Here is a 25,427-nt window from a genome sequence, read left to right on the forward strand (position 1 = left end):
CCCCGCTAGCGGGCTGCCAGCGGTCCGATGGCCGTCATGATGTGATAGAGCATGCTGGCAGGGATATCCTTTGCCAGCGGCGCTCCGTCCGGGTCATAGGCGTCCATCCAGCCGCCTTTGCAGGCATCGGCGAGATAGGTGGCGCGAAGCCGCTCCAGCAGGCGTTCTGCTTCCCCCGGGGCCGCCGTTTCAGGGTGGCGCAGGCGCGCGCGCAGCATTTCCAGCTGCGGCCACAGGCGACGGTTCTCATCAAGAACAGTGCCTTGCGTGTCCACGCTGTTATGCGCAAACCCGCTCGCGCGGTCACGTCCCTTATTGTCAGCAAACCCGATCAGGCGCCTGCGCCAGCTGATGAGATCATGGCCGGTCCGCGCTTCGTATTCGGCCAGCAGCCAGGCCCATTCATGGCAATGGCCGGGCTCGGCGCGCCACGGCCCGCTTCCCCTTGACCAGTCTGCGTGCAAATCCTCGACCACTGCCCCGCTGGCCGGATGGAAGAAGCTGTCTTCAAAGCGCTCTACGCAAAGGCGCGCGCAGTCCAGCGCATCGGCAGAGCCACTGGCGGCCTCGAGTGCCAGGCACGCTTCGAGAAGGTGCATGTGCGGGTTTGCGGCGCGCACATCGGGTGCCATTTCCGGATCGTAAAATCCTTCGCCGGACCTGTCCGCCATCCGGCTTGTCACGAAATCCAGTGCTTCCAGCGCCAGTTCCAGTGCCCGCGCCTCGCCAAAGGCCTGAAAAGCGGCAGCACCGGCCAGAATGACGAACGCATGGTCATAAAGCCCGCGTCTTGGGTCCAGAGGGGTGCCTGAACGGTCCAGACGGTGAACCCATCCGCCAGCCGATGCACGGGCCGGGCCATCAAGATACTCAAGGCCCAGCATCGCGATGTGGCGCGCCTCGTCTTTGTTCCAGCCCAGCAGGGCGGCCTGTGAGAAGGCGAAAATCTGGCGCGGGATCACCCGCATGCGCCGTTCGCGCTCCGGCTGGGACGTGCCATCCAGTGACAGGGTTTCAACAAACCCGCCTCTGTCGGCGTCCCAGGCAGTGCGCGCCCATAAGGGCAGACAGTCATCGAACAGCCAGCGGCGCGCCCAGTCCGCCGCCGCCGGTGAAAGAGGGGACACCGACTGCGCAGCGCTGACGAGCGGCTTGATGCCGGCCGCCTCGTCAAGGCGGGTCACGATGACCGCCTCGCGGGTTGCGGCAACGGCCAGTCCGTCCACGCCTTTCACCGCGATGACAGGGCCCTCGCTGCGGACATAGCTTCCGGTGACGCCATGCAGGACGGCAGGGCCGTGCACCATGTTTCCGTTCGCGTCTGGCTCTGACAGGGCTTTGAGCGCGGCATAGTCACCCACATCACTCCAGCCCATATCGACCGGGACCAGGCTTGCCAGAGGCGTTTTCTCCATCACGGCATAATCTATGCTGATGGCCGGGGCCGCCGCAAAGGCAGAGCGTGCTACGATGCGCGCGCCGCTAACCGTGTCCGTTTTTGCGCCTGCCAGTGCCTCGCGCGCTGCCGACAGCACAGACGGTGCCTCGCGCCCCAGCTCGCCCAGCATCACATCCGCCCGGAACAGGAAAATGCCCGCATTCCAGAAGTATTCGCCCGACGCGAGATAGTCCCTGGCGGTGGCGAGGTCCGGTTTCTCGACGAAGGCTTCGACCTTGCGTACCGCCCCGGCTTCACAGGCACGGATATAGCCATAGCCGGTCGCCGGGTGGTCAGGCGTGATGCCGAAAACGACGATGCGCCCGCTCGCGGCGGCCTCTGCACCGCTGGCGATGGCCTGAAGGAAGCGTTCAGGCCGGGCAATATGATGATCGGCCGGCAGGATCAGCACCAGCGCGTGAGGCGAGGCTGACAGGGCCGCCAGCGCCACGGCTGGCGCAGAATCGCGTGCAACCGGCTCCAGAATGAGGGCGGCATCCGGCAACTGAGCGCGCAGCAGGGCGCCATGACGCGTAGACCCGATTGCCGTCACGGGCAGAAAGCCGATATTGCTGCGCTCTCCGGCGTCGAGGCGCGAAGCCGTTTCGGCCAGCATGGTGCGTCCCGAAGGCAGGCTCAGAAACGGTTTGGGACGCAGACCGTCTGACAGGGGCCAGAGCCGGCTGCCGGCCCCGCCGCACAGGATGAAGGGCATGATCGTGTGCGCACTCATCGACAGCCCTGCCCCCTTCTTCCCTCACGGCCAGACATGCATGCCGGCATGCGCGCTCTTTGCCCTTAGCCCGCTTCGCCCTGACATGACCAGTTCGTGCCGGCTGGCTTTGCCCGGCCGGTCCCTTGCGGGCATTGATGACGATACGGATGAAAGACTGCTTAAGGGGCCGTTGCAAACCAGATCGTGTGCATCGGTCCCTTGCCGTTTTCCCGCGCGCGCACCTTCACCTCCTCGACACGAAAGCCGATTTGTTTGAGCCTCTGGGTGAAGGCCCGGTCCGGGCTTGCAGACCACACAGCGAGCACACCGCCGCTCTTCAGCGCCGCGTGGGCGCGGGCAAGCCCCTGCATGCTGTAAAGGCCATCATTGGCGGGGCGGGTCAGACCGTCGGGCCCGTTATCGACATCCAGCAGGATTGCATCATAGCTCTGCCTGCCGGCCGCGATTTCTGCGCCGACATCACCAATGCGCAGCTCGACACGGCGGTCATCAAGACACCCCTCAGTCATCGCCTGCATGGGGCCGCGTGCCCATTCGATAATGCCGGGAACCAGCTCTGCCACCACAAGGCGTGCATCGCTGCCAAGCTCTGCCAGGGCTGCCCGCAAGGTAAAGCCCATCCCATAGCCGCCAATCAGCAGCCGGGGCGCGGGCCGTGCGCCCAGCCTCTGGCATGTCAGACTGGCGAGCGCCTTCTCAGAGCCGCTCATGCGGCTGCTCATCAGCTCGTTGCGGTCCAGCATGATGATGAAGGCATTGTCGTGCCGGACCAGTCGCAGCGGCGGGCCGCCGGGAACCTCGGCCTCGCCAATCAGCTCGCGTGGTTTCATTTTTGCCGGGCTTTACGCGCCGCATAGCGGGCATCACGCGCGGCCTTCAGTTCAGCTTCGGTCCGCTGCGCTGCTTCGGCCTCTGCCGCCGCCTGTGCCTTGTCTGCCTCTGCCTTGGCAATCCTGGCCGCAGCCGCCTCCGCCTTTCTGGCCGCCCGGCGTTCTTCGCGTTCCGCTTGGGCGGCCTTGCGCGCTGCCAGAACGGCCGGATCGGGCGCGGGCTTGTTACGCAACTGCTCGACCGCAGCCTGTTTTGCGGCGCGCGCAGCTGCTCTGCGTTCGTTGAAATCGGGAGCCTTGAAGCCTGACATTACTGATCCACTGTGTTGCGGCGCGCATGATGGACGCCTTCAGGCCTGCATATAACCTGATCGGCATCCGCATTCTTCTGCGCGTAGCAGGTTCTGTGCGTCAATGGCTACCGGCCTCGCAACGGCGCACCCCCTGAAACCTAACTGGCCGGTTTCAGGGGGTGCCTGTCTGACCGATCTAGAACGCCCATCTTGCGCGGAATTCTGCGCCATGATTGCGGGCGTTGGAGCCGATCTCGCCAGCATAGCCGAGCTCAAGGCTCATCCGGTTCATCGGTTCGATCGTGATGCCTGCCTCGATGGCGGCAGCTTCGCGGTCGACACCATTGCCTTCGAAATAGACCGGAGCGCCTGACAGATCGCCGGAGACGAACTGGCGATGGCCGCTGAATACGCGACGCCAGCCAAGCGAGCCGTCAAAGCGCACATTCGTCCCGCCTGTCTGCCAGTCATGGCTCAACCGGGTGCCTAGTGTGCCTTGCGTCATCTGGCGGGTCTCGCTGTCGATGGCTAGTGCCGCTGCGCCGCCCGCTTCGCCAAACCCGCCCGTATCAAGGCGGACATGGGCCAGCGAGAGGAAGGGCTCGAGCCCCGCCGGTCCGGCAAGTCTGGCCTCGCCGAACACCTGCACGCTGTCGGCGCTGTGGCTGGAGCGCATATACTCGTCAAAGCCCGGGAAAATGATGGCCCGGCGGGTGGTCAGATCATGCCAGCCATAGATCGCGCCGGCGCTGAGGCCAAAGCCGGCGAACTGACCGCCGGCATAGACGCCCAGCGAACGGCTTTCAGTACTGCCTGACGCGCCGCGTCCGGTCAGACTGAAGCTGTTTTCGCCAAATCCGGCCATGACGCCGATGCGCGCCCGCTCGCTTACAGGCGTGTCGATGCCGAAGATTACGCCGGACGTGTCTGCCGAGGCGCGCGACACGCCGGTGCGGCTGCCAAATTGCGCACCGCCGAAATGCCCGCTGATCCAGGCAGAACCGGCCTCTTCGCTGCGCGCTGCGGCAAGGCGCGAGCTGACGGCCCGGCGGGTGTGGATTGTATCATCCATCACCAGCTGGCGGTGGGTGGCGTGGATCTCGCCATTGAGCGCTTCAAAGGCGAGGGGCGCGGCGGCTTCCTCTAGCAGCACAAGGGCTTCCCAGACCGGATTGCCGGCGCCCAGGCTGTCTGCGGCGTTGGCAACCGAGCGCTGGTTACGGGTCTGCGCGAACTGGGCGAAATCGAGAATGTTGCGCTCCAGCTGCAGGGTCAGGGTTCCCCCCGTCAGCGACAGGTTCGGGGTCAGGAAGGCAAAATTGCTGGTGATGGCGTCGAACTCGCCGGTAATGCCGCCGGCCGCCGAAAGGATGGTGTAGTTGGTATTGGCAGCAAACCCGCTATCTGTACCGACCACCAGGACCGACCCGCCATTGATGGTGATCGTGCCGGTAGCATTAATCAGGTCAGACTGGCCATCGGGCAGGGCGGTAGCTTCATAGAGCGAACCGCTCTCGAATACGAGATCACCATTGATGGTGAGCGTGCCGACAGAATTGCCCGGCGCGATGGTCGAGCCCGCCAGCAGCCGGGTGGAGCCCAGCGTGCCAAAGCCGCGCAATACACCGCCATCGGCCACGTCGACCGTGCCGCCAAGCGTGCCGTTCATCAGCACATTGCCGGTAATGATAGTGTTGCCGGTAAAGGCCGAACCATTGCCGGTGAAGATGAGCGTGCCCGCCCCGGTAAGGCCCAGATCTCCCCCGCCGGTCACATGGCCTGCATGGGTGGCTGTGCCTGAACGCACCTGCAGCTCGTTCGTGCCGGAGAAGGTCAGGGTGTTGGATACGGTGATCGCGTCATCATAGGCGATATTGGAGTTGTTGAGCGTGACCGCGCCGGTGCCCGCACTATTGTTGGCGGTCAGCACAAGCTGCGAGCCGAAGACCTGTGTGCCGCCCGTATAGCTATTGCCGGAGCCAAGCGTGAACTCGGCCCCGCCGGTGAAGCGGAAGAGGCCATTACCCGACAATGACTGGCTCAGGCTGGCATCGCCCGCCTGATCGAACACCACCACGCCATTATTGGCGATATCGCCAATGACCGAAGCGGTGGAGCCGATGAGCGTGCCGGCGCGCACCTCTGTCCCGCCAGTATAGCTGTTATGGCCGGTCAGGGTCAGCGTGCCGAGATCGGTCTTGACCAGAGCCGCATCGCCGGAGAGGTCCGACCCGATGGTGGCGGTAAAGGCTGCGCCTGCGCCCGTACCGTTACCGACCCGGAAGATGGCATCGCCATCGCCATTGCCGGCAAGCGTAATGCCATCGCCGTCAATGAGATAGCCATCGACCGCGAACTGCGCCCCGGCAATCTCGATCCCGCCTTCGCTGCCATCGACCGTGACATTGCCAGCAGCGCCGGAGAACACGATGAAGCCGGGCGCCGGCCGGGACGGGCCGGACACCAGACCGTCAGCATCGGTGAAGGTGAAGGAAGTCGCGCTCCACACACCGTCCCCGCCATCAATCACGCCATTAAGCGCATTGGCAGGATCATCCCCGTCCCAGAACAGGAGATCGACGCCGATATTGGAGACGAGGTTCACCTCGCCCGCCACGCTCGTCTGGAGCTGCAACTCGCCCGGCAAGACGCCCGGTGCCGCACCAATCGCAAAGCCGTTATCGGTCAGCGATCCGCCATAGGTGAAGAGTCCATAAAGGCCGGGGCCGAACCCTCCCATATCGATCACGTCCAGCGTGCCATCCAGCGTCAGATCGCCGCCTACGGCGAACAGCTCTCCATCGCCCGGCGCACCAAGGGCCGCGATCACCTGTGCGCCCGCGGCCAATCCCAGATCGCCCGTAATGGTGAGGGTGGAACCCGACACACCAACAAGCGTGCCGCCGCCAGCGACCAGAACATCCCCGCCGACCGTGCCGCTGCCTGTGAGGAAGCCCGACCCATCCACGCCCAGCTCCACCCCGCCCGAACCCAGCGTGCCGTCGACAGACAGCGCGCCGCCGCCTACCAGGACGCCGCCGGCAAACCCGGCGCTGTTGCCTGTCAGGTGGGTGATCCCTTCGGCGTGGAGGATAAATGCCTGCCCCAGCGGGTCGCTGGAGATATCGGCGTCAAAGAATAACCCGCAGCAATTGGTGTGGTTGAACACCAGTGCGCCGGTGCCCGCGCCGAATGTGAGCGTTTGGGTGTTGAGAATGCCTGCGCCAGACGGCGCAACGCCGTCCGAGCCGATATAGACGATACCGGTCGAGCTTGCGCTATGCGCGATTATGACCTCATCGGCGCTCACCTCGCCGCCATCGGAAAGGGTCAGCGTGCCGTCGCCGGATGTCCCAACGTACAGAAGGCCGCTATTAATCCAGCCGGACCCTGAACCGGTGACGATCGCAGCTCCCGTGGAACCTGCCTGTTCGCCGATATAGCCGGTCGTGTTGCGCACCTCGCCGCCGCCCGCAATCGTCAGCGTGCCTGCACCAATCCGCCCGACGCTAAACAGGTCCGTCATGGTCCAGTTGCTGCCCGTGCCGGTAACGAGCACATGGCCGTCGCCGTCCGGATAATAGCCAAGCCGCCCCGTCGCGCTGGTCACTGTCCCGCCATCGGCAATGGTCAGATATCCGGTATCGAAGTCACCCACATCCAGATAGTTGGTTGTGGTCCAGCTCGAACCTGTTCCGGTCACGGTCGCGCTGCCGCTCGACCCTGCCTGCGCTGCCACGATGGCGTTCACGCTCGTCAGACTGCCGCCATTGGAAACGGTCAGCGTGCCTGCGCCAAACCGGCCAATACGGAGTGCCCCGGTATTGTTCCAGGTGGAGCCCGTTCCGGAGATCGTCACCGTCCCGCTGGACCCGGCCTCCGCGCCCACAAGGCCGCCATTGCTGTTGACCACACCGCCATCGGCTATGGTGAGCGTGCCGGTGCCGCTGCTGCCGATGCGCAGCTCGGATGAATTGGTCCATATGCTGCCTGCGCCGGTGACAATGGCTGAGCCATTGCTGGTTGCACCACTGCCAATGATGCCGGATGTATTGCTCACTTCACCACCGCCGGAGATTGTCAGTTCGCCATCACGATTAAAACCGACAGTGAACTGGCCCGAGCTGGTCCATTGAGAGTGCGCGCCATCAACCGTGACAGAGCCAACGCCTGAACCCACAGCTCCCAATATTGCCGCGCCGCTGTCGATCCGTCCGCCATTGGTAATCACCACAGCGCCTGCATCATTGGTGCCCACCCAGACCTGATTGCTGGCCGTCAGCAATGACCCTGCGCCATCGATGGTCAGCAGGCCTGTCGAGCCGGTGACATCGGCAATGCTGACCGTGTCGGTTGCCGTGACTTCGGCCCCGCTCTCAATGAGCATTTCGCCATGATCAACTTCGCCGATGATCAAATTGCTGCCAGTGCTGATCTGCGCGCCATTGCGCGCGATGATGCTGGCGGTCGGTGATCCAGCCGCCGAGGCGGTGAGGCGCCCGGCAATGCTAAGGCTCCCGCCATCAAAGGTCAGCGTGCCTCCGCTTACCCGCGTGGCGCCTGTGAACGTATTGGCCGCCGTCAGAATGAGCTCGCCATCGCCGATTTTCTGGAAGGGGCGCGGGCCGTTATTTTCCGAGATCACCCCCGACTGGGTGGCCGAGCCGGAAAGCACCTGGAACTGGGTAGTATTGGAATCGATGATGATGGAGTTGGCGATATTCACGCCGTTCGCATAGTCCACCACCGAGCCCGTCGTGCGCAGCGTCGAGCCACCCAGCGCATTATTGTGGCCAAGTGTCAGCGTGCCGCCTTCCAGCAAAGTACTGCCGGTATAGGTGTTGTTGCCACTCAGAGTGGTGCGGCCAGACAGGATGCGCACCGTGCCATTGCCGATAATCCTGGTGGCCAGCTGGAAATTATCATCGGTATGATTGAACACGATGGTGCTGGTGCCCACGCCGAACTGGATGTCGGGTGTGCTCAGCGTCCCCGCCGCCACGGCCGCATCTCCCGCCGCCGCGCCGAAATTAAGCGTGCCGGTGGCTGAGCCAGATGCCGCAATCACGAATTCCTCGGCGCTCACATGGCCGCCATCAGAAATCGTCAGCGTACCGGTTCCGAACCTGCCGACGTTGAGAGTCTCCAAAATGGTCCATGTGCTGCCCGCGCCAGTGATTGTGACAGCGCCTGAACCTGAGGCGTTGAAGCCTAGAAACCCTTCCGTGCTGTGTACCCGGCCCCCATCGGCAATCGTCAGCGTGCCAGTTCCGCTATTGGCGACGCGCAGCTCGACTGAATTGTTCCAGAAACTATCGGCGCCGGTGACGGTGACCTCGCCGGTTGAGCCAGCGTTTACCGCAATATTGCCGATCAGGTTCGATACCGTAGCACCATCGGCAATGGTGAGCGTGCCGGCGCCGGACTGGCCGACGGCCAGGGTGCTCGAATTAATCCATTGCGATCCTGCGCCGGTGACGGTGACGGTACCGGTGGAGCCAGCCGCGTCACCGATCCTGCCGGTCCGGTTGCTGACCGAGCCGCCATTCATGATCTGAAGCGTAGCGTTATCACCATCCGCGCGGCCAACATAGAAGTCCTGCCCCGCCCCCAGAGCCACCGAGCCGCCATCCAAGGTCAGCGTGCCGCCCTCCAGCAGGGTGTTGCCGGTATAGGTGTTGTTGCCTGAAAGGACGAAATGGCCGCCACCATTGAAGGTGAGCCCGCCAGCTCCGGACAAGACGCCGGCCATGATGTGCGTGCCGGCCGAGTTGATCGTGGCGCTCTGGTTCAGGACCAGAGTTGAATCCTCACTCATGTTCAACCCGCCAAGGGTGAGGGCGTGATTGGCTGTCACAGCGCCGTCATTGGTCAGGGTGAGGACATTGCCGGACGGCAGGGCATTGGCATGGGCCAGGGTGAGGCTGCCGCCCGACACATTCAGCCCGCCGTCAAATGTGTTGCTGCCGCCCAGCGTGATGTTGCCGCCAGTAACATTCACAGCACCGTTTGCGCCGGAAATATTTGAATTGACGGTCAGGCCCCCGCCGGCCAGCGTTATCGTGCCGCCTCCAATAAAGGAGATGCCGCCCGCCAACGCAGCGCTTTCATCGGCAGCGGTCTGCAGGGTGAAGTTCCCAATAGCAAAAATTGACGACACCGCAGAAACGCCATCGCCGAGTTCCAGTACGCTTTCCATCTCGGCAAAAATGTCTGCGAACACGCCCCCCTCGGCCCTCAGACGGCTGTTGCTGCCGAGTTGCAGACTTAGGCCATCGCTGATCGCGCCCGTTGTGGTGACGTCCGACCCGCCTTGGATGTCCACAATTCCCGAGCCGCTCATATCGCCGTTCAGCGTCAGCGCGTGAGTGGTGGCGTCGAGGGTCAGATAGGCAGCAAATGGCAGCGCTCCGGGCCGGTCGAACACGATATCGTTGTTGACAGTTCGTGCCGCGCCTTCAGCCCTCAGCGCCGGCCGGCCTTGTTGAAATGCGCCTGTAACGGTCAGCGTGCTCGTGCCAAGCGCGCTGTCTGATCCCAGCGCAATCGTGCCGCCGTCAAAGAAGGTGTCGCCGCCATAGGTGCTATTGCCGTTCAGTGTGGTACGCCCCGACAGGATACGCACCGTGCCATTGCCGGAAATGTCGGCATCCAGCTCGAAATCATTGCTGGTATGGTTGAAGACGATAGTGCCGGTGCCTGGGCCGAACGCGATGGTGGGTGTGTCCAGCGTGCCCGCCGCCACGGCGGCATCGCCCGCCGCTGCGCCGAAATTGAGCGTGCCATTGCCAGCAGCAAACATGCCGAGATTCACGCCGGCGGCGCTGACCTCACCGCCATCGGCAATGGTCAGGGCGCCGGTGCCAAACAGGCCAATGCGAAGCGCGTCGGTGTTGATCCATTGGCTACCGGCGCCTGTAACCAGCACACTGCTGCTGACCGCCGGTGTATCCACACCAAGCTCACCGCGCACGTTTTGAACCAGGCCGCCATCGGAAATGGTCATGTTGGCAGAGCCCGAGCCGCCAACCATCAGAGTACTGGTACTGATCCACTCGCTGCCCGCACCGCTCACCGATACGGTAGCAGTTGATCCCGTTTCGTAGGCGATATAGCCGATGCCCGAGTGCACCGAGCCACCCTCGAGAATGGTCAGTGTTCCGGCGCCAAGACCGCCGATCCGTATCTCTCCGGGATTATTCCATCTGCTGCCCGCGCCGGTCACGGTCACCGCGCCTGTGCTTCCCGCCCTGCGCCCCACAAAGCCGGATGTGCTGCTGACAACCGCGCCATCGGAGATGGTCAGCGTGCTGTCACCAAAATCACCCACGATCAAGGAGTTGCCGATATTCCACGGATCGGGCCGGTCGCCTGGAACAACGACGTCGTCGTTCTCGATCACGTGCTGAGCCATTGCCTGCTGCGGCAACGCGGTAATCAGCGCCGCCGCGCCCGCCAGCATGGTCGCGCCCATCAGGGCGGCGCGTAGCCTGGACGCTGGCCTGCGGGAGTTAAAAACAGGCGCAAAAAGGCTAACATTGCGGCTTGCGCCGCAAGTACCGGGCTGGCGATCAGACATTTGGGATACCTCTGTATATCGGCGGCCCGCAGGCCGCACTTCCCCACAGATCTGTCTGGCCGCCACCCCGGCAAGACGTCGATGCGTAAATTAATGGCTAACCAAATGGATCTGCACAACCCAAAAGCGCGAATTGGCTGCAAAACGGACGCTTGTGCCGGGTAGTGACGTCAGGCAGGCGCGAAGACGGCGGTATCCGGACCTGCCGCAAGGTGCGCCATGACGGGCTGGCAAGCACGTGCTTCCACGTCATGGACGCGGGTTCAGGCGGAAATGGCGCACCCGACAAGATTCGAACTTGTGACCTCTGCCTTCGGAGGGCAAAGGTATAGGAATTTTGGCTTCCAGCGTGCGCTAGTGATATCCTGTCTTTTTCATTATATAACAATGAGATGATGTGTTAGTGCTTTGATATCGAGTGCGATTGAGTTAGACGGACTTTGCTCTTGTGATTGGGATATGATTGGGATAATTCCAATCGGAGTGACTTTTGCCCGCTGCGCCCCTTGGGTGCCTTCAAGCCTCCCGGAGCACGTTCCGATGCCCAGACAAGCCTCCCGTAAAGCCAAGCTGACCAAGACCTACATTGAGAGCCTTAAGCCTGAGGTGAAGCGCTATCGGGTGTTGGACACCGTCCAGCCCGGCTTCTGTGTTTTTGTGGCGAAGACCGGCAGATGCACCTTTGCCGTTCGCTATGTGACCGCAGAGGGCAAGAACTCTGACAAAGTGCTGGGCGACTACCCGTCCCTGCTCCCGGACAGGGCAAGGGAGCTCGCCGCAGAGGCCCGCACGGACGTAAGGGCGAAGGGCGCAGACCCCGTCATTCAAGCGCGTTCCAAGCGCAAGGAAGGCACGGAGCGCCGCCAGCGGACACTGGAAGCCCTCGTCGAGGTATACCTGAAGGACGCAGAAGCTCGTGGCAAGAAGCGGCCCAGCACCCTCGCCAAGGAGCGGGCGCACCTCAATAAGAACATCCTGCCCCGGCTGGGCAACCTCCCGGTGGACAAGATCACCGCCATGGACGTCACGGAGGCGCTGGCGGATATCAAGGCCTCAGCCGCCAGACGGGGTAGCGGCGACGGCAACGCAGCAGCGAATGACTGCAGGAAATACCTGATGCTCATCCTAAAGTTTGGGGGCAAGCGTGGTTGGTTGGCTGCCAACCCGGTAGTGGACGTTGAGAAATACCCGGAGAAGCCCCGGACGCGGATAGCCACCGATGCGGAGCTGCGGGCCTTGTGGAACCAATGGGAGGCTCAGAAGGCACCCAAAAGCTCCTCAAAGCGTCTGGCAGGCGAGGGCGAAGCGCGGGGTAAGGGTTGGGTCTCGGCCAGTGCGCTTCAGTTCCTGACGCTTACCCTGCAGCGGGGCGAGGAAGTGGCCAGCATGCGCTGGAGTGAAGTCGACTTCGAGGCGCGCCGGTGGACCATACCGGCTGAGCGCAAGAAGGAAAACCGCAGCGCGATTGTGCCGCTGTCCCCTCAGGCCTTGGCGATCCTCGAGTATGCACGTGAAGTCAACAAGGATGAGGAGGGGCCTTTCATGGGCAGGGCGGGGGAAGCTGGCCAAGACACAATTGAACGGGACAGCATGACCCAAGCCTTCGAACGCGCCTGCATCAAGCTGGGTATTGAAGGCCTCAAAGCCCATGACATGCGCCGCACGGGGCGCACCCGGCTGACGGATGGCGAGCGGCTGGGTTTCCCGATCCACGTTGGAGAGGTCGTCCTGAACCACAAGCACGGCGATAGTCTGGTGCGAAACTACGACATTAACGCCTACCTCCCGGAGAAGCGCGCCGCTCTAGAGGCTTGGGCAGCCTATGTGGAGCGCGTGGCCAGAGGCGAGCCGGGCGTGGTGCGGCCTGAGGGGAACGTTGTGGCTCTTAGCAAAGCGAAGATGCACGTTTAACTATTCAAGCTCTTGATGCCCCCGCGCCGTTCACCTGCTCGGCCTGACAGACCCGCCGCCGCAGACCGCAAGAGCGCGGCTTCTGGATCGGCTGAACGTCGCCGCAGCCGCGCTGACGGACGAGGAACGGCGAACCATCGTCACCCAGACCGAGGCGCTCGCAATTCAGCGCCCGAAGAAAACTGGCAAGAAAATCGCTCCAATTTCAGGGGTCTAGGCTTTCCGTTCCGAAGGCCAAACCGTCGCCGCACCGAAATTAATGGGGGCAAGCTACTCCGCTGCTTTCGCGGCCTGTGCCATCAGCTTCATGCGGGCGTGCTCTATGCGATGGCAGGTTGGGCAAAGCAGGGCGAAATCTCTGACGGTCGTGTATCTGACACCTTCCTCTAGGGGGTGCTTGTGATGCACGTCGATCAGGCTACGCGGTCGAACACCGCTACCGGGAAAGCAACGGGCGGGGTCAAAACCGCAAGCATCGCAGATCAGCGTTTCGGCTCTAATTCTGTCTCGAACAAACCGATCTGCAAGCCATGCGGCGCGTTTCCTCACTTTTGCCTTTCGCTCTTCGGTCATGCCTTCAAGGGCATTGCCCGCCATGTCCCTTTCGATCTCACGCTCGGTTCGCTTCGGAATATCGCTCAGTTCGGCGTTCTGAAACTCGTCCTCGATGGCAATCCAAGCATTACTAGCGGCCACAGGCTCAAGGTCCAGATCGGCAAGCGAGGCCCGTTCGGCGTCATTGAGCGGGCGAAGGGTGGCTGAGGAATGGGCGAACAGGCGTCGATAACCCTCTTCGCCCAGAACGTCCTTGGCCTTTGGCTGGCCAACGATCCGGTAAGTCTCGACGATGGGGAAGGCCACGGACCAGCGCCACCGATTTTGCCCCCGCGCCCACATGTCTTGCAGCCGCTGATACTCGGCCGGGCCAAGGATCGTGGCTAGCGACCGGGATGAATATCTCAGCTTGTGCACTGCAATGAAGCGGCCAGCTTGCTCCTTGTGGGTTTGCCGTTCAGCCAAATAGTCGGGGTCGTTTTCAAATCCGGGGTTCGGTTTCTCGTGCGTTTTGACGATGTATTCGATGATGTAGCCGTCATCCGCCTGCCGCTGGATGGTCTTGGCGCACTTGTTGCGCGTATCCTGACTGTCAGTCCCGGGCGTGAAGCCGATCCAAGTTGTCGCTGCCAGCCAGTCGGCCTTGGCGGCTTTGATCGGCGCAGGCAGGTCTTTGACCTTGATCGTCTTCGCCACTGATTACCTCACACAATTCAGGAAACGCATAACAACGCGATATGCGGGCTCGTATGCCCTGAAAGCACGTTCGTCCGGCTGTAATTCGCCGTGAAGCAAGGAGTTTCGCAGCGCGTAGATCACCTCGATAAGGCCAAAGAACAACTCCTCCTTAGTGCAGCGAAACTCAAACTCACCTGCTACAATCGGGGGCTCGTCCCCCACGAATAGGTTGCTCAAGGGGCGAGGGCAGCAGTCTTGATAGAGGCCGCGCAGGTGCGCCTGCATAGTTGCAGAAAGAGCGGTGAATTCCGGATGTGCGACAAGGTTCGCTTCGTCATAGTCTGCCTGAGGAATTGTCGCCGTAACATGACCAGCTCGATTGGTTACCGTCGAAAGCCACTGTCCGTTCTGCCTGTCCACAGTGAAGGTGATCGAACGGCTGACCGCTGATTGTGGGAGTTGGACGCGCGGTCGAATAGCAACCGAAGTGAAGGTTATGCGCTCCAAAACGTCATTTTCGCGAACGACCTCGATCTGGTAGTTCTCGAGAAAGCGGTGCAGTTCAGCGATCATCAGCTTCAGTTCCAGCGCCTCCTCGCTGTCTGGACGCGGGCGGCCATCTGGTCTGTTTTCGCGAGGACGCAAGAGCGGAATAATCTCTGCTCGAACCGGATTGACCCGAGTTTTCACAAACTCCAGCCCCTCTCGATCCCGCCGAGTGCCTGCCTCTTCGCGAAACCATGCATTGAACGCGGCCCAGGCCTTAACGAAGGGGCCGATGTAGTCGATCTCCGCCCGCTCTTTCCAAAGCCGGGCGTTGTTGGGCAGGCGGGCCATCAGATCGCCTCCTCTGCTTGGTCAAGGTAGGCCATGGCGGCGGGTTCCCCGTCTTCAATCGCAATCTCGACGGCGCGTTTTGCCGCCTCCAACAGGCTGGCAGCACGGGCCTTTGCCGCCTTCGCTGCAATCACGTTCTGCGTCACCTGATCGGCCACAGCGTCCGGGATATGGGGCAGCGGCAGGTTGAAGATGTCGGCGTCGGTGATGGCCGGATACATGCTGGCGCTGGCGAACAGGTCCAGAAGTTCGCAGATCACCGGCAGGCGCAGGTAGGTCAGCAGAACCTCGGGCGCTATGTCGCGGGGCGTCACCACGACGAACCCAGACGAGCAGACGTAACCATCCTGCTCCGGAGTGATCTGGGCCGACAGGCGGCGGATCGGGCGCACGGTGGAGGTGATGATATCCCCCGCCCGCACATGCCATGTGGCGCGGCTGGGCGCGCCTTCCGAGGTAAGGCGGGTGCTGGTAGCCGCCCCGGCCCCGTCGATATCGCTGATCTCAATATAGTCGAAGGCAGCGCAGGCATCGGGGCGGAACTTCTCGCGCCGGGGGGCCGCCACGTCTGCGATTGTGCGCCCGTCCACGGCCAGCAGGTCAAGCAGGGCCTGAATGCGTGGGGCGAAAAAGCGGGCATCGAACCGGCCCGAGGCGAAGACATCCGACGCACGGGCGGTGTAGGCGAGCGGTTCCGGCGGGGTCCAGTTGGCAAGGCCGAGGAACCCCAAGAGGCTTTGCTCTGCCTCCGAAGCATTACTACGGGCTTGTCTCCGCTGAGACAGTGCCTGTTTCACTGTGCTCTTGATGCGCGACTGGAGCGCATCGCTCAAAATCGGGATGGGGATTTCACGAACCTTGGCGAGCGACATTCCCTGTTGGACCATTCCCGAAGAGTGCCGCGCAATGTGATCTTGGCCAAACTTGCTGTTCAGGTAGGTCAAGACGAATTGCGGCAGCAGGCCACTGCCCTCGGAGAGTGAAATTCGAGCGACATCTTGGTCTATGATCGAGGGGAGGGCTTCATCTGTGACGATCGCGCAGTTTCCGACAGTCCCTCTGGTCGAGAGGATCAGATCGTCATTTTCCAAAAATGACCGCTTATTTGCTTCGACAACCCAATCCGCCACGGTTTCCGCAGGTGAGCGATCAGCAAACCACGATCCGGCGCATTTTGCGGTCAACATTGCCGTTGGGGCATGTTCATCAACTTCGTGGTAGCCATGAGGCCCGTCAGTGACGAAGGCGGCCTTGCCAACGCGCTTTAGCTGATGTCGGTGTAGGGCTTGGTCTTCTGCGATGTATGCCTTTTGGAAGAACTGTGCATCAAAGCGCAGGTCTTGGGGCAATTCGATTGAGGAAACGACGGCGGCTTCAAGCCCCTCCAACAGACCGCTCAAGCGGCCTTGGTTGAAGGGGCGTCCCGAAAAAAACTGAAGCCTTCCTTGCGGGCGAACTCCTCGAAGGCCTCCGCGATCCCGTCCTCAGTTTGTCCATCGTGGTTGAAGAGGTCATGCGACACAACGAAATGGCCGTGTGTGTCGCGCATGAAGGTGCCGTCCGGGCTCTTGCGATAGACCTTGCGCCCTGAGTTATCGACGCTTTCCACCTGTTGCGTGGCAAAGAAGATGTCGTAGTCCTCGACTTTCGGGCACAGCGGCCCCTTGGCCGGATCGTCATTCCACTTCTGCACCAGCAAGACGCTGGTCTTGGTGCCGGTGTGCGGCTTGAAGGTGTTCGGGTGCAGCCCCACCACGGCAAGGATGCGGCAGCGTTCCATGATGAACTCACGTAGCCGCTTGTCTGACGAGTTGTTGAACCGCCCCTGCGGCAGGACAACGGCCATCCGACCGCCGGGTTTGAGAAAATCCAGATTGCGTTCAATGAACAGCAAGTCGCGTGCGACGGCTTTTTCCAGTTTGCCGTTCGTCTTGTGCGCGAGCTCATAGGGCGACAGCATGTCTGATTGCTTGATGTCGCCCGCAAAGGGCGGGTTTGCCATCAGCACATCGAAGCTAAAGCTGCGGTAGTCGGTCTGCCGAGTGCTCTCACGATGTTTGCGCAACCGTCGCCAGCCGTCGCCGTAAGTATCGAGCCATTCGTTCTGCTTGGCAGTCTCGTCCCACTTCGTCCAGTCGAGCGTATTGAGGTGCAGGACGTTGGTTTCGCCGTCGCCCGCGATCAGGTTCAGGCAGCGCGAGACCCGGACACTTTTCTCGTCAAAGTCGACGGCAAATACATTGTCGCGCACATAGTCGATGCAGCGCGGCGGTTTGGCGTCCATGGTGAACAGGTGGCTTTCCTCAAGCCCCAGCGCTCGAATGATCTGTCGCCAGACATGAAACATGCTGTGCACCGTGAACCCCGCCGAGCCGCAGGCGGTGTCGATCACCGTCTCGCCCTCTTGCGGGTTCATCATCTTGACGCACATATCGATCACCCAGCGCGGGGTGAAATACTGGCCCTTTTCGCCCTTTGAGGATTTGGACACCAGGTATTCAAAGGCGTCGTCGATCACGTCGAGGTTCGAATTGAACAGCTTCCATTCCTCTAGCGAACCGACACAAACTTGCAGATGGTCCGGCGACAGCCGGATGCGTTCATCTTCAAGAAACACGCCCGGCCACTTCTTCTTGGCCTCATCGAATAGGTTCTGGATCGCTGCCTTCAGTTGCGCCGCTGTGTTCTGGTTGCGGAACCGCAGGGCATTGCCCAGCCGGTGCGAGGTCATCTCGTCATAGAGCTTGGTGAAGATCAGCTTGAAGACTTCCTCGAAAACATCGACCCCGGCATTGGCCAGAACCTCGTCTTCCATATCCTCGATCAGGTCGCGCAGGGAGCGGGCAAACTTGCCCTCTTTCACCCGCTCCTCCTCAAGGTCGATCAGGGTCTGAATGGTCCACGGCTGATCCACGACCTGTTCGATGGTCTGGTCTGCGCGGGGCAGCTCGTGGATCGGCATGAAGTAGTTGGGGTTCTTGCGGTGCCAGACCTCGGCAAGAATGCCGTCACTCCAGAGTGCAAGAGGTGCGCCGGTAGCATGGGCGTAGGACCGGAGCTGCTCCTTGCCGTCTTTAAGCTTCTTCTGCTTCACCTCGATGATGATATAGGGCACGGTTGAACGATGTTCATCGAACACTACGATGTCAGCACGCTTCGAGGTGTCACGCCCGAAGGTTATTGGATACTCGACCGCTATCCTTGAGCGCCCGTAGCCGAGCTTGTCGATGAGCCGGTTGAGCCATAACTGACGCACTCGCTCCTCGGGCTTGAGCTGGACCTCCTTGCCGCGAACCCTGCACTCGATGACATCCACGGATTTGCCGCGAATTTCCTTCCTCTGGGCTCGACTATCGAGTGCGTCGTTCTCAGCCTCCGAAAAGAGAACAAATTCGTTGAACTCCGCTGCAGGCTTCTTCATCGCTGCCATCTTTTCCCCGTTTCAAACTCTAGAGCCCGGCCTCAACTCGCCATCGTAGCAAGCGGTTTGTTGGCCGCCTCGGCGCTTGAGTAACTGTCTCGTTTCGCGGGCAGGCTAGGGCGCGTTGCCGCGCCGCTCAACGATTAACGGCGCTAGCTGGCTAACTCGCTTCACCGGGCCGGGGTGGGCTGCGGAACGAATGCGCCGAAAGGGACCGTTGGTGCAGAGAACTTGCCTGCCGGTCTCCCCAGCCGCGAGTGCGTGGCGGAGCGAAACCGTCAGATAGTAGCGTTAGTGCAGAAGTATCTGCTTGTGTCCCTGCCGTGACGGCTGGGGCGTCTTGACCCTTCGCGGGGTGTAGCGCCTGACGGGGCGCAAGGGAACCTCAAGGCCCCCATCGGTTCGCCCGGTGGGGGTCTTGGCGTTTCTGAAGGCCACCGCGAGGGAAAACTTCAACCCGCGAACGAGAGCACAGACATGACCGATGCCTTGAACACACCGACCGACCTTGTCAGGGGCCAGGAAGCCAAAATCCCGCTTGATTGGATAGTCGCGGACCCGTCCATATCGGCGAGGAGTAAGGGTCTAAACCCTCAGCACCTCGGGGACCTTGTTGAGGCCCGGAAGAACGAAAAGCCATGGCCGCCTCTGAGCGTGGCGCTTGTGGGCGGCGAGGTGATCCTGATTGATGGATACCATCGCCATGCCGCCGCCTTGGAAGCAGAGGGAGCGAACGAGGATGAAGTGATCCTCAACGCGCTGGTGCATGTGACCGTTCACCCCGAAGCCGACACCTTGGAGGCCGCCCGCTACGCCGCGTGGCAACTCAACCGTGAAACCAAGCTGCCCCTGACGAAGGCAGAGCGGCAAGAGGAAGGCATCCGCCGATACTTCGCTGCGAACCAGCACAGGCTTGGCGACAGGCAGAGGGGAAACCCCAAGGCCATCCGGCAGATAGCGAGAGAGCTCGACCTCCCATATTCAACGTGCCGCAGGCTCATAAAGACGCTCGAGGCGGGCCGGTATTGGAAAATGATGCAGGACGACGCCCCCGAGGCCAAGAACACCGACGCGCCGGGCCGACATTGGCGGGCCAAGCGGAAGGCAGCAATCACGGAGGCGTCACGCATAATCGCCGCACTTGGCCGAAAGGAGCCGGAGCACGCTCGCGCTGCCCTTGAGCAGGCTTGGAGCCGTCTCCCGCCTGCCCCCCGAGGTGCCGCAGGGGAGACCCTTGGCGAATACGCTACGCGGCGGGAGGCGGACCCCTACGGTTTCCTCAACTAGGAGGCAGTCTGGGGAGCCGAACGTCCAGCTATAGCGGCGCTTCAGGCCCGGAAGTGGTTCATTTGGATCACCCTATAATCAAGGAGACGTGCGCCGCCGCGTTGGCATAGGCGATAAGGCGGGGGTGGTGCGCAACGGGAACCGGCTGAGAAACCAGAAGCGGACCCCAACATCGCCTTACGGTGAAGGGGTCCAAAACTGGCAAAAAAATGTGAGGCCCCCTGCAAGAGAGGGGCGGCTTCAATTACCCCCCATGGGGGTGCCAGCGCGGCGGTCATCGCCAAGGAAACCCGCGCCTTCTTCTCGATGCGCTTAGGCGCGGGGGCGATGGCTGTTTGGCACCCCGAGCCGCCGCCCTTCCTGCTTGTGGCTGCGCACCGGCCAAACAACAGGGCTCAATAGCCCTCTTCCAATATCAATCTTCGTGAGCCCGCCCGGTAATGCCGTGGCGGGTTTCTCGCGTTCAAGAGAGACAGACCATGCACCAACAGATCAACACGCCCCGCAAGGCTGCCCCAGCGGCCCCTGAGCCGTTCGTGGGTATCGAGGCGGTGGCAGAGTTCCTAGACGTTACCACCGCTGCGCTGCGCAAGTGGCGGGATCGAGGAGAGATGCCTTTCCCGTCCTATGCCATTGGCCGTCGGATCAAGTTCCGCCTGTCAGAGGTGGAGGCCTATGCGCTGGCCAGAGCGCACCGCAACGCCCCTGAGGCCCGCCGATTGGGATGGTCCTGAGTTCCTTCGGGATTGGGATATGATTGGGATAATTCGAAAACAGGCCTTTGATCGGCCCTTTCAAAATCACCTAACCTATTGAAAATAAATGGCGCACCCGACAAGATTCGAACTTGTGACCTCTGCCTTCGGAGGGCAGCGCTCTATCCAGCTGAGCTACGGGTGCGTCGAACCGCTCTCTTACAGGGCCGGGCGGGACTATTCAATGGACAGACGCCGCACAAGGCGCCGGGTATTCTGCCCGCGTTTGCAGCAGGGGTGTGTCTGCCGCCCATGACGGGCGGTGATCGCGCTTCCCTGCCTTGCCCCGACCGCCTATATCGGATCCATCATGGATACAGCCGAGCTCATCTTGCTGGCCGCCGCAGGCCTTGTCCTGCTGGCCATTGCAGGGGCTGCCGCCACGCGGCAGGCCGGGGCTCCGCTATTGCTGATCTTCCTGGTCATCGGAATGCTGGCAGGAGAGGAGGGGCCGGGCGGCATTGCCTTCCATGCCCACGATACGGCCTATCTCTTTGGCTCGCTGGCCCTTGCGCTGATCCTGTTTGATGGCGGCCTGGGCACCAAGCTGCGCCGGCTGCGCAGCGTGCTGCGCCCCGCGCTCAGCCTTGCCACGCTGGGCGTCATCATCACCGCAGGCATCACCGCTCTTGCGGCCAAATACCTGTTCGGGCTGGGCTGGGTCGAAGCAGCCCTGATGGGCGCTATTGTTTCCTCGACAGATGCCGCAGCCGTGCTGATGCTGATCGCGGGCAAGGACATCAAGGCGCGCCCGCGGGTCGCCACCACGCTGGAAGCGGAGTCCGGCTTTAACGACCCCATGGCCGTGATTCTTGTGGTCACTTTCGTGGCCTGGCTGACCGGGCAGGGCATTCCTGATCCCCTGATTGCAACCCTGTCGATCGTCTGGGCGATTGTGGCGGGCGGTGCAATTGGCTGGTTCGGCGGCCGCCTGATCGCCTATGTCGAGCGCAAGATCGGCCTGCCCATCGGGCTTTATCCCATCTTCGCTTCGGCCGGTGCGGTCTTCCTGTTTGCCTTTGCCGAAGTGGTTGGCGGTTCGGGCTTTCTGGCGGCCTATCTCGCTGGCGTGGCGATGGCCTCTGCGCCCAAGCGCCGCGCGGCGGAAGCCACGGCGCGCTTTTCCGACGGGCTCGCCTGGATCGCCCAGATCGGCCTGTTCCTGATGCTGGGGCTGCTGGTCACGCCCAGCCACGCCGCAGAGGTGGCGCTGCCCGCCCTCGGGCTTGCCTTTGTGCTCATTCTCATTGCGCGCCCGGTGGCAGTGCTTGTTTGTCTCGCGCCGGAGCGTTTCAGGATCAATGAGCGCGCCTTTATCGGCTGGATGGGCCTGCGCGGGGCGGTGCCCATCTTTCTTGGTGCCTTTCCGGTTCTGGCCGGGGTGGAAAACGCGAACCTGTACTTTTCCGCCGCCTTCGCGGTGGTTATTGCCTCTCTGGTCATCCAGGGCTGGACGGCCGGCCCGGTGGCGCGCCTGTTTAACGTGGCGCCGCCACTGGAGCGCGGCGGCAATCTGGCCAATGCCGGCATGATCGCGGCTGTGGCCATCGGGTTCACGCTGGCAAGCGCGCTGGTTTCGTTTGGCGCCAATGAGCGCGATGCGGGCCGCGAAGCCATTTCGCCGTTAAACATGCGCGAGCTGCTGGCCGTTCTGGGCCCGGACGGCTCCATGCGTGCGGTACGGCTGGAAAGCTTCCCGTCGGACTGGGACGCGATGGATCCGGCCGAGCGCCGCGAGACGTTCGGCCGGATTGCCGCCGGACTGGTGGCCGCCCAGAACGAGCGCATCATGGAAGAGCGCGAGCAATTACTGGTCATGCGTGCGCAGGAGGAGGCAGGCATCCCCTTGAGCCTGCCCCAGCAGGCCCGGCGCGATACGCTGGCACGGCGCTATGGCGGGCGGTATGACGACCTCGACGATCTGCTGGCGCGCGTCGATATTGTTCCGCCCTCTCTGGGCGCGGCCCAAGCCGCGCTCGCCACGGGTTGGGGCTCCAGCGCGGCGGCTCTCGAACGCAATGCGCTCTACGGCCGCACACCGCGCGAGGGCCGTTTCTCCAGCCTCACCAGCGCGGCAGCAGATTATGTTGACGTCTTCAACACGCACCGCGACTTCGCCAGCTTTCGCGCCGAACGTGCCCGGCTGCGCGAGCAGGGCGATCTGCTTGTTGGCCCGGCCCTGGTGGGCCAGATCGGCCCCTATGCAGAGAGCGGAGATGCGTACGCGGCGCAGGTCCGTGCTGTCATGAACAGTGGCGGCCTGACACGCTTTGATCCGGCCCGGGATGCAGGCTTCATCGAGGAAAGCTAGGGCGGCTCGCGCTAGGTTATCACGCGGGCGAGAATGAAACCGGCCAGCCCGCCCGCAATGATCAGCCCCCACAACCACCAGCGTACGCCCGGCTTGCGGGCCGGTTCGCTGTCGAGTTCCTCATCGGCGAACTCGTGGGCGATGTCAGGCATTGTCCAGGCCAGATAGGCGGTGGGCAGCGTGAAGCAGTAAAGCAGCACTCCCCAGAAGACCGTGTTCCAGTGGCTGTAGGTGGACGGCGCCCACAAGGCCAGACGCGTGTCATCATTGGCAACAGCGAGGTAGAAAATGAAAGCGGCCACCAGCCCTGTCAGCACGTGATAGGCAAACGCATAGGCTTTCTGGCGCAGATCGCGTTCCAGATCGTCCAGCTCGCACACCTGCTCGCCGATAATGCGCTGCATGTAGGATGGCGCAATGTAGAAGAAGGCGAGGACAGCCATCGCGATGATGCCAAGCCCGGCCATGGAAACCGCAAAGCTGGGCGAACCCGCCCCGGCCAGCGGAGCGTTCAGCATGACCAGGCCGCCAAGCGGATAGCCAAAGAGCGTGAGGCTTGTGGCCAGGCGCATCGCATTGCGGCTGCGCCGGGGAGTCTTGCCGTTGGCCGTACGCATATAGAAGGACATGTCACTGATCCCGTTGGTTCGCGATCCGCGAAAGCGGCTCGAACGGCTTGAGCGAAAAGATCATTTCTATCGGCAGGTCGAAATACTCGGCGAGCTTGAGGGCAAGCTCGAGTGAGGGGCTGTAATCGCCGCGTTCCAGATACCCGATCGTCTGGAAGTTGACGCCCACCGCATCGGCCAGCGCCTTGCGCGACAGGCTGCGTTCGGCGCGCAGCACGGGCAGGCGGTTATAGATGGGCGAACTCATCGGGGGACCTTCACACGAAACGCCGGACTCTCATGACGGCAAGCTATAATCGCGCCCTGTGCAGATCACAAGCGTTTTGTTGTATATGTATAACATTTCATATATCGGCAATTCTGTTCAGAGCAAGCCGTCTTCACCGCCGCTATCGTCGACGCCGCCGCTGCCACGCCGCAAGGACGCGTCGGGGTCATCCTCCTCGTCGCGCCGCCGCCGTGAAGCGCGGCCAAATCCGACGCCGGTGGCATAGCCTTCACCGTGGCTGCCTTCGCTGTCCTTGGGATAAAATTCTGCGCCCATCATCCAGCGATAGGCAATGAGGGCCGTGGCAAAAGCGGCAAGTGCCAGAAGGCCGAGCACGGCCCATCCTGCGAGCGAGACCGGCTGGATGTGGAAGATCAGGACAAATGCAAGCCCCAGTCCAATAGCGCACAGGCTCGCGGCTCCGACGGATTTGAAAAAGCGCATCATGGCCGGTTCTCCCGGATGGCTAGGCCCCCGTCAGCACTGCTGGTCAGCGCGCCGCCTTGGCCTCCTGCGCCCCAGCTTGCCCGCTATTATACGTAAGGGCGAGGAAAACATCCTCCAGGTCGGGTTCTTCGGTTCTCAGGTCGCGGATGCGCTGGCCGCTTTCATTGAAGCGCGCGATGAGATCGCCCACCGATGTCTGTCCGGCCCGGTAGGTAATGGTCAGCGCGCCATCGCGCAGATCAGCATCCAGCCTTTCAAACCCGGCCGGAATGGCTGACAACGCGTCCTCGGCCTCGATAATCAGCGTCTTGCGGTCCAGACGGCGCAGCAGGCTGTGCTTGGGTTCGCACGCGACGACGCGGCCCTGGTCGATAATGGCGATCTCGTCGCACAGCTCTTGAGCCTCTTCGAGATAGTGTGTGGTCAGGACGATGGTAACGCCCAGCCCGTTCAGCTTGACCACATACTCCCAGAGCTGGCGGCGCAGCTCGATATCCACGCCTGCCGTCGGCTCATCGAGCACCAGTACGGGCGGGTTATGCACCAGCGCCTTGGCGATCAGGAGGCGCCGCTTCATGCCGCCCGATAGCTGGCGCACATAGGCATTGCGCTTGTCGGCAAGGCCCATCACCTCAAGCAGTTCATCGGAGCGCCGCTCGCTCTTGGGTACGCCGTAAAACCCCGCCATCAGCTCCAGCGTCTCAAAGGGCGTGAAGAACACGTCCATATTGATTTCCTGCGGCACGACGCCGATCGAGGCACGGGCCTGACGCGCGGCTGCGGTGATGTCATGACCCCAGATGCTGGCCGTGCCGCCAGTCTTGTTGGTCAGCCCGGCGAGGATGTTGATGAAGGTCGATTTGCCCGCGCCATTGGGTCCCAGCAACCCGAAGATCGAGCCGCGGCGCACTTTCAGGTCAATGCCTTTGAGGGCCTGCTTGGGCTCGCGCTTTTTCGATCCGGCATAGGTCTTTTCAAGGCCTTCGGCGATGATGGCAAAATCGGGCAGGTTGGGCTGGGTCATGGCATTGAGGCCTTGGATGTGTGAGCCGGGCGCGGGCGTGATGATTGACGCGCGTAGCGGCTAAAACTAAAGCAGAGTGAACTTAAGGGGCTTGCGCACTGGCGTCCACGCTGGCGCACGCCTGAACTGCCATCAGGGGATATACATGGCCCGTACGCGCGAAAAGGCTCCTGCGGAAAAGGTGAAGTCACCCGTGGCTGCGCGGGCGGCTTTTCCTGCACCTGAAGTGATCGAGGTCACGTCCAAGCGCGTCATGTGCGATGGCGGCGGCGGTGCGCTCGGCCATCCGCGCGTCTGGTACGATATGGGTGATGATGATTTCGTCGAGTGCGGCTATTGCGACCGCCGCTTCGTGCTGAAAGCCGGATCAGACGGTCATTAGCGTCGCGCGCACTGTTGCCCTGACAGCGCCAAACCGGCTTAACTCC

The 25,427-nt window shown here is 62.2% G+C and carries 17 protein-coding genes and 1 tRNA gene; 5 read left to right on the forward strand and 13 right to left on the reverse strand.

Going from position 1 to position 25,427, the window contains the following annotated elements:
• Nucleotides 1-5: 5 nt before the first annotated feature.
• From ACTIGC_RS01305 to ACTIGC_RS01320, 4 genes are all read right to left on the reverse strand, one after another.
• Nucleotides 6-2,171, reverse strand: coding sequence for an AGE family epimerase/isomerase (locus ACTIGC_RS01305; RefSeq protein ID WP_439632689.1), 2,166 nt, complete (start codon nucleotides 2,169-2,171; stop codon nucleotides 6-8).
• A gap of 161 nt (nucleotides 2,172-2,332) precedes the next feature.
• Nucleotides 2,333-3,004: a spermidine synthase gene (locus tag ACTIGC_RS01310; protein WP_439632690.1), complete on the reverse strand. Its 672-nt coding sequence runs from the start codon at nucleotides 3,002-3,004 to the stop codon at nucleotides 2,333-2,335.
• Nucleotides 3,001-3,315 carry a DUF6481 family protein gene (locus tag ACTIGC_RS01315; protein ID WP_439632691.1) on the reverse strand — a complete coding sequence of 105 codons (315 nt, stop codon included), beginning with the start codon at nucleotides 3,313-3,315 and terminating at the stop codon, nucleotides 3,001-3,003. Before ACTIGC_RS01315 ends, ACTIGC_RS01310 begins: the two co-directional genes overlap by 4 nt.
• Nucleotides 3,316-3,493: 178 nt before the next feature.
• Nucleotides 3,494-10,771 (reverse strand): autotransporter-associated beta strand repeat-containing protein, encoded by a 7,278-nt coding sequence (locus ACTIGC_RS01320; RefSeq protein ID WP_439632692.1) that lies wholly within the window; start codon nucleotides 10,769-10,771, stop codon nucleotides 3,494-3,496.
• A 645-nt stretch (nucleotides 10,772-11,416) separates the two neighbouring features.
• Here ACTIGC_RS01320 and ACTIGC_RS01325 point away from each other — a divergent pair.
• On the forward strand, nucleotides 11,417-12,787 hold the full coding sequence (locus ACTIGC_RS01325; protein WP_439632693.1) for a tyrosine-type recombinase/integrase: 1,371 nt from the start codon (nucleotides 11,417-11,419) through the stop codon (nucleotides 12,785-12,787).
• A gap of 270 nt (nucleotides 12,788-13,057) precedes the next feature.
• Here the strand turns inward: ACTIGC_RS01325 and ACTIGC_RS01330 are convergent, their stop codons facing one another.
• Genes ACTIGC_RS01330 through ACTIGC_RS01345 form a run of 4 tightly spaced genes read right to left on the reverse strand, consistent with a single transcriptional unit; the run spans nucleotide 13,058 to nucleotide 18,278 of the window.
• Nucleotides 13,058-14,038 carry an HNH endonuclease gene (locus ACTIGC_RS01330; RefSeq protein ID WP_439632694.1) on the reverse strand — a complete coding sequence of 327 codons (981 nt, stop codon included), beginning with the start codon at nucleotides 14,036-14,038 and terminating at the stop codon, nucleotides 13,058-13,060.
• Nucleotides 14,039-14,041: 3 nt separating this feature from the next.
• The gene (locus ACTIGC_RS01335; protein WP_439632695.1) at nucleotides 14,042-14,857 is read right to left on the reverse strand and encodes a hypothetical protein; all 816 of its coding nucleotides are present in this window, start codon (nucleotides 14,855-14,857) and stop codon (nucleotides 14,042-14,044) included.
• Nucleotides 14,857-16,257, reverse strand: coding sequence for a hypothetical protein (locus ACTIGC_RS01340; RefSeq protein ID WP_439632696.1), 1,401 nt, complete (start codon nucleotides 16,255-16,257; stop codon nucleotides 14,857-14,859). The genes ACTIGC_RS01335 and ACTIGC_RS01340 overlap by 1 nt, the downstream gene beginning before the upstream one ends.
• Nucleotides 16,254-18,278 (reverse strand): N-6 DNA methylase, encoded by a 2,025-nt coding sequence (locus tag ACTIGC_RS01345; RefSeq protein ID WP_439632928.1) that lies wholly within the window; start codon nucleotides 18,276-18,278, stop codon nucleotides 16,254-16,256. The genes ACTIGC_RS01340 and ACTIGC_RS01345 overlap by 4 nt, the downstream gene beginning before the upstream one ends.
• A 477-nt stretch (nucleotides 18,279-18,755) precedes the next feature.
• Here ACTIGC_RS01345 and ACTIGC_RS01350 point away from each other — a divergent pair, with 477 nt between their 5' ends.
• A complete protein-coding gene (locus tag ACTIGC_RS01350) occupies nucleotides 18,756-19,565 on the forward strand; it encodes a hypothetical protein (protein ID WP_439632697.1) in 810 nt (269 codons plus the stop codon).
• 479 nt (nucleotides 19,566-20,044) lie between these two features.
• Nucleotides 20,045-20,299: a helix-turn-helix transcriptional regulator gene (locus ACTIGC_RS01355; RefSeq protein ID WP_439632698.1), complete on the forward strand. Its 255-nt coding sequence runs from the start codon at nucleotides 20,045-20,047 to the stop codon at nucleotides 20,297-20,299.
• 89 nt (nucleotides 20,300-20,388) lie between these two features.
• On the opposite strand, the gene ACTIGC_RS01360 is transcribed toward ACTIGC_RS01355, so the two are convergent.
• Nucleotides 20,389-20,465: transfer RNA gene (locus ACTIGC_RS01360), tRNA-Arg, on the reverse strand.
• A gap of 117 nt (nucleotides 20,466-20,582) precedes the next feature.
• Between ACTIGC_RS01360 and ACTIGC_RS01365 the strand changes: the two genes are divergently transcribed.
• On the forward strand, nucleotides 20,583-22,631 hold the full coding sequence (locus ACTIGC_RS01365; RefSeq protein ID WP_439632699.1) for a potassium/proton antiporter: 2,049 nt from the start codon (nucleotides 20,583-20,585) through the stop codon (nucleotides 22,629-22,631).
• 11 nt (nucleotides 22,632-22,642) lie between these two features.
• Here the strand turns inward: ACTIGC_RS01365 and ACTIGC_RS01370 are convergent, their stop codons facing one another.
• From ACTIGC_RS01370 to ACTIGC_RS01385, 4 genes are all read right to left on the reverse strand, one after another.
• Nucleotides 22,643-23,260 carry a hypothetical protein gene (locus ACTIGC_RS01370; protein WP_439632700.1) on the reverse strand — a complete coding sequence of 206 codons (618 nt, stop codon included), beginning with the start codon at nucleotides 23,258-23,260 and terminating at the stop codon, nucleotides 22,643-22,645.
• A gap of 1 nt (nucleotide 23,261) precedes the next feature.
• On the reverse strand, nucleotides 23,262-23,507 hold the full coding sequence (locus tag ACTIGC_RS01375) for a helix-turn-helix transcriptional regulator (RefSeq protein WP_127565218.1): 246 nt from the start codon (nucleotides 23,505-23,507) through the stop codon (nucleotides 23,262-23,264).
• Nucleotides 23,508-23,624: 117 nt separating this feature from the next.
• Nucleotides 23,625-23,975: a hypothetical protein gene (locus ACTIGC_RS01380; protein WP_439632701.1), complete on the reverse strand. Its 351-nt coding sequence runs from the start codon at nucleotides 23,973-23,975 to the stop codon at nucleotides 23,625-23,627.
• Between the two features lie 43 nt (nucleotides 23,976-24,018).
• Entirely contained in the window at nucleotides 24,019-24,999 is a 981-nt protein-coding gene (locus ACTIGC_RS01385; protein WP_439632702.1) for an ABC transporter ATP-binding protein, read from the reverse strand.
• Between the two features lie 145 nt (nucleotides 25,000-25,144).
• Here ACTIGC_RS01385 and ACTIGC_RS01390 point away from each other — a divergent pair, with 145 nt between their 5' ends.
• Nucleotides 25,145-25,381, forward strand: a complete 237-nt coding sequence (locus ACTIGC_RS01390) for a zinc-finger domain-containing protein (RefSeq protein ID WP_439632703.1) — start codon at nucleotides 25,145-25,147, stop codon at nucleotides 25,379-25,381.
• Nucleotides 25,382-25,427 lie beyond the last annotated feature (46 nt).

The sequence above is a fragment of the Glycocaulis sp. genome (assembly GCF_051859565.1).
Taxonomy (GTDB): Bacteria; Pseudomonadota; Alphaproteobacteria; order Caulobacterales; family Maricaulaceae; genus Glycocaulis.

What these genes read in the sequence shown, in the direction of transcription:
- ACTIGC_RS01305 (WP_439632689.1), bottom strand. Translation starts at nt 2,171, where the DNA reads ATGAGTGCGCACACGATCATGCCCTTCATCCTGTGCGGCGGGGCCGGC.
- ACTIGC_RS01310 (WP_439632690.1), bottom strand. Translation starts at nt 3,004, where the DNA reads ATGAAACCACGCGAGCTGATTGGCGAGGCCGAGGTTCCCGGCGGCCCG.
- ACTIGC_RS01315 (WP_439632691.1), bottom strand. Translation starts at nt 3,315, where the DNA reads ATGTCAGGCTTCAAGGCTCCCGATTTCAACGAACGCAGAGCAGCTGCG.
- ACTIGC_RS01320 (WP_439632692.1), bottom strand. Translation starts at nt 10,771, where the DNA reads ATGGGCGCGACCATGCTGGCGGGCGCGGCGGCGCTGATTACCGCGTTG.
- ACTIGC_RS01325 (WP_439632693.1), top strand. Translation starts at nt 11,417, where the DNA reads ATGCCCAGACAAGCCTCCCGTAAAGCCAAGCTGACCAAGACCTACATT.
- ACTIGC_RS01335 (WP_439632695.1), bottom strand. Translation starts at nt 14,857, where the DNA reads ATGGCCCGCCTGCCCAACAACGCCCGGCTTTGGAAAGAGCGGGCGGAG.
- ACTIGC_RS01345 (WP_439632928.1), bottom strand. Translation starts at nt 18,278, where the DNA reads ATGAAGAAGCCTGCAGCGGAGTTCAACGAATTTGTTCTCTTTTCGGAG.
- ACTIGC_RS01350 (WP_439632697.1), top strand. Translation starts at nt 18,756, where the DNA reads ATGACCGATGCCTTGAACACACCGACCGACCTTGTCAGGGGCCAGGAA.
- ACTIGC_RS01355 (WP_439632698.1), top strand. Translation starts at nt 20,045, where the DNA reads ATGCACCAACAGATCAACACGCCCCGCAAGGCTGCCCCAGCGGCCCCT.
- ACTIGC_RS01370 (WP_439632700.1), bottom strand. Translation starts at nt 23,260, where the DNA reads ATGTCCTTCTATATGCGTACGGCCAACGGCAAGACTCCCCGGCGCAGC.
- ACTIGC_RS01375 (WP_127565218.1), bottom strand. Translation starts at nt 23,507, where the DNA reads ATGAGTTCGCCCATCTATAACCGCCTGCCCGTGCTGCGCGCCGAACGC.
- ACTIGC_RS01380 (WP_439632701.1), bottom strand. Translation starts at nt 23,975, where the DNA reads ATGATGCGCTTTTTCAAATCCGTCGGAGCCGCGAGCCTGTGCGCTATT.
- ACTIGC_RS01385 (WP_439632702.1), bottom strand. Translation starts at nt 24,999, where the DNA reads ATGACCCAGCCCAACCTGCCCGATTTTGCCATCATCGCCGAAGGCCTT.
- ACTIGC_RS01390 (WP_439632703.1), top strand. Translation starts at nt 25,145, where the DNA reads ATGGCCCGTACGCGCGAAAAGGCTCCTGCGGAAAAGGTGAAGTCACCC.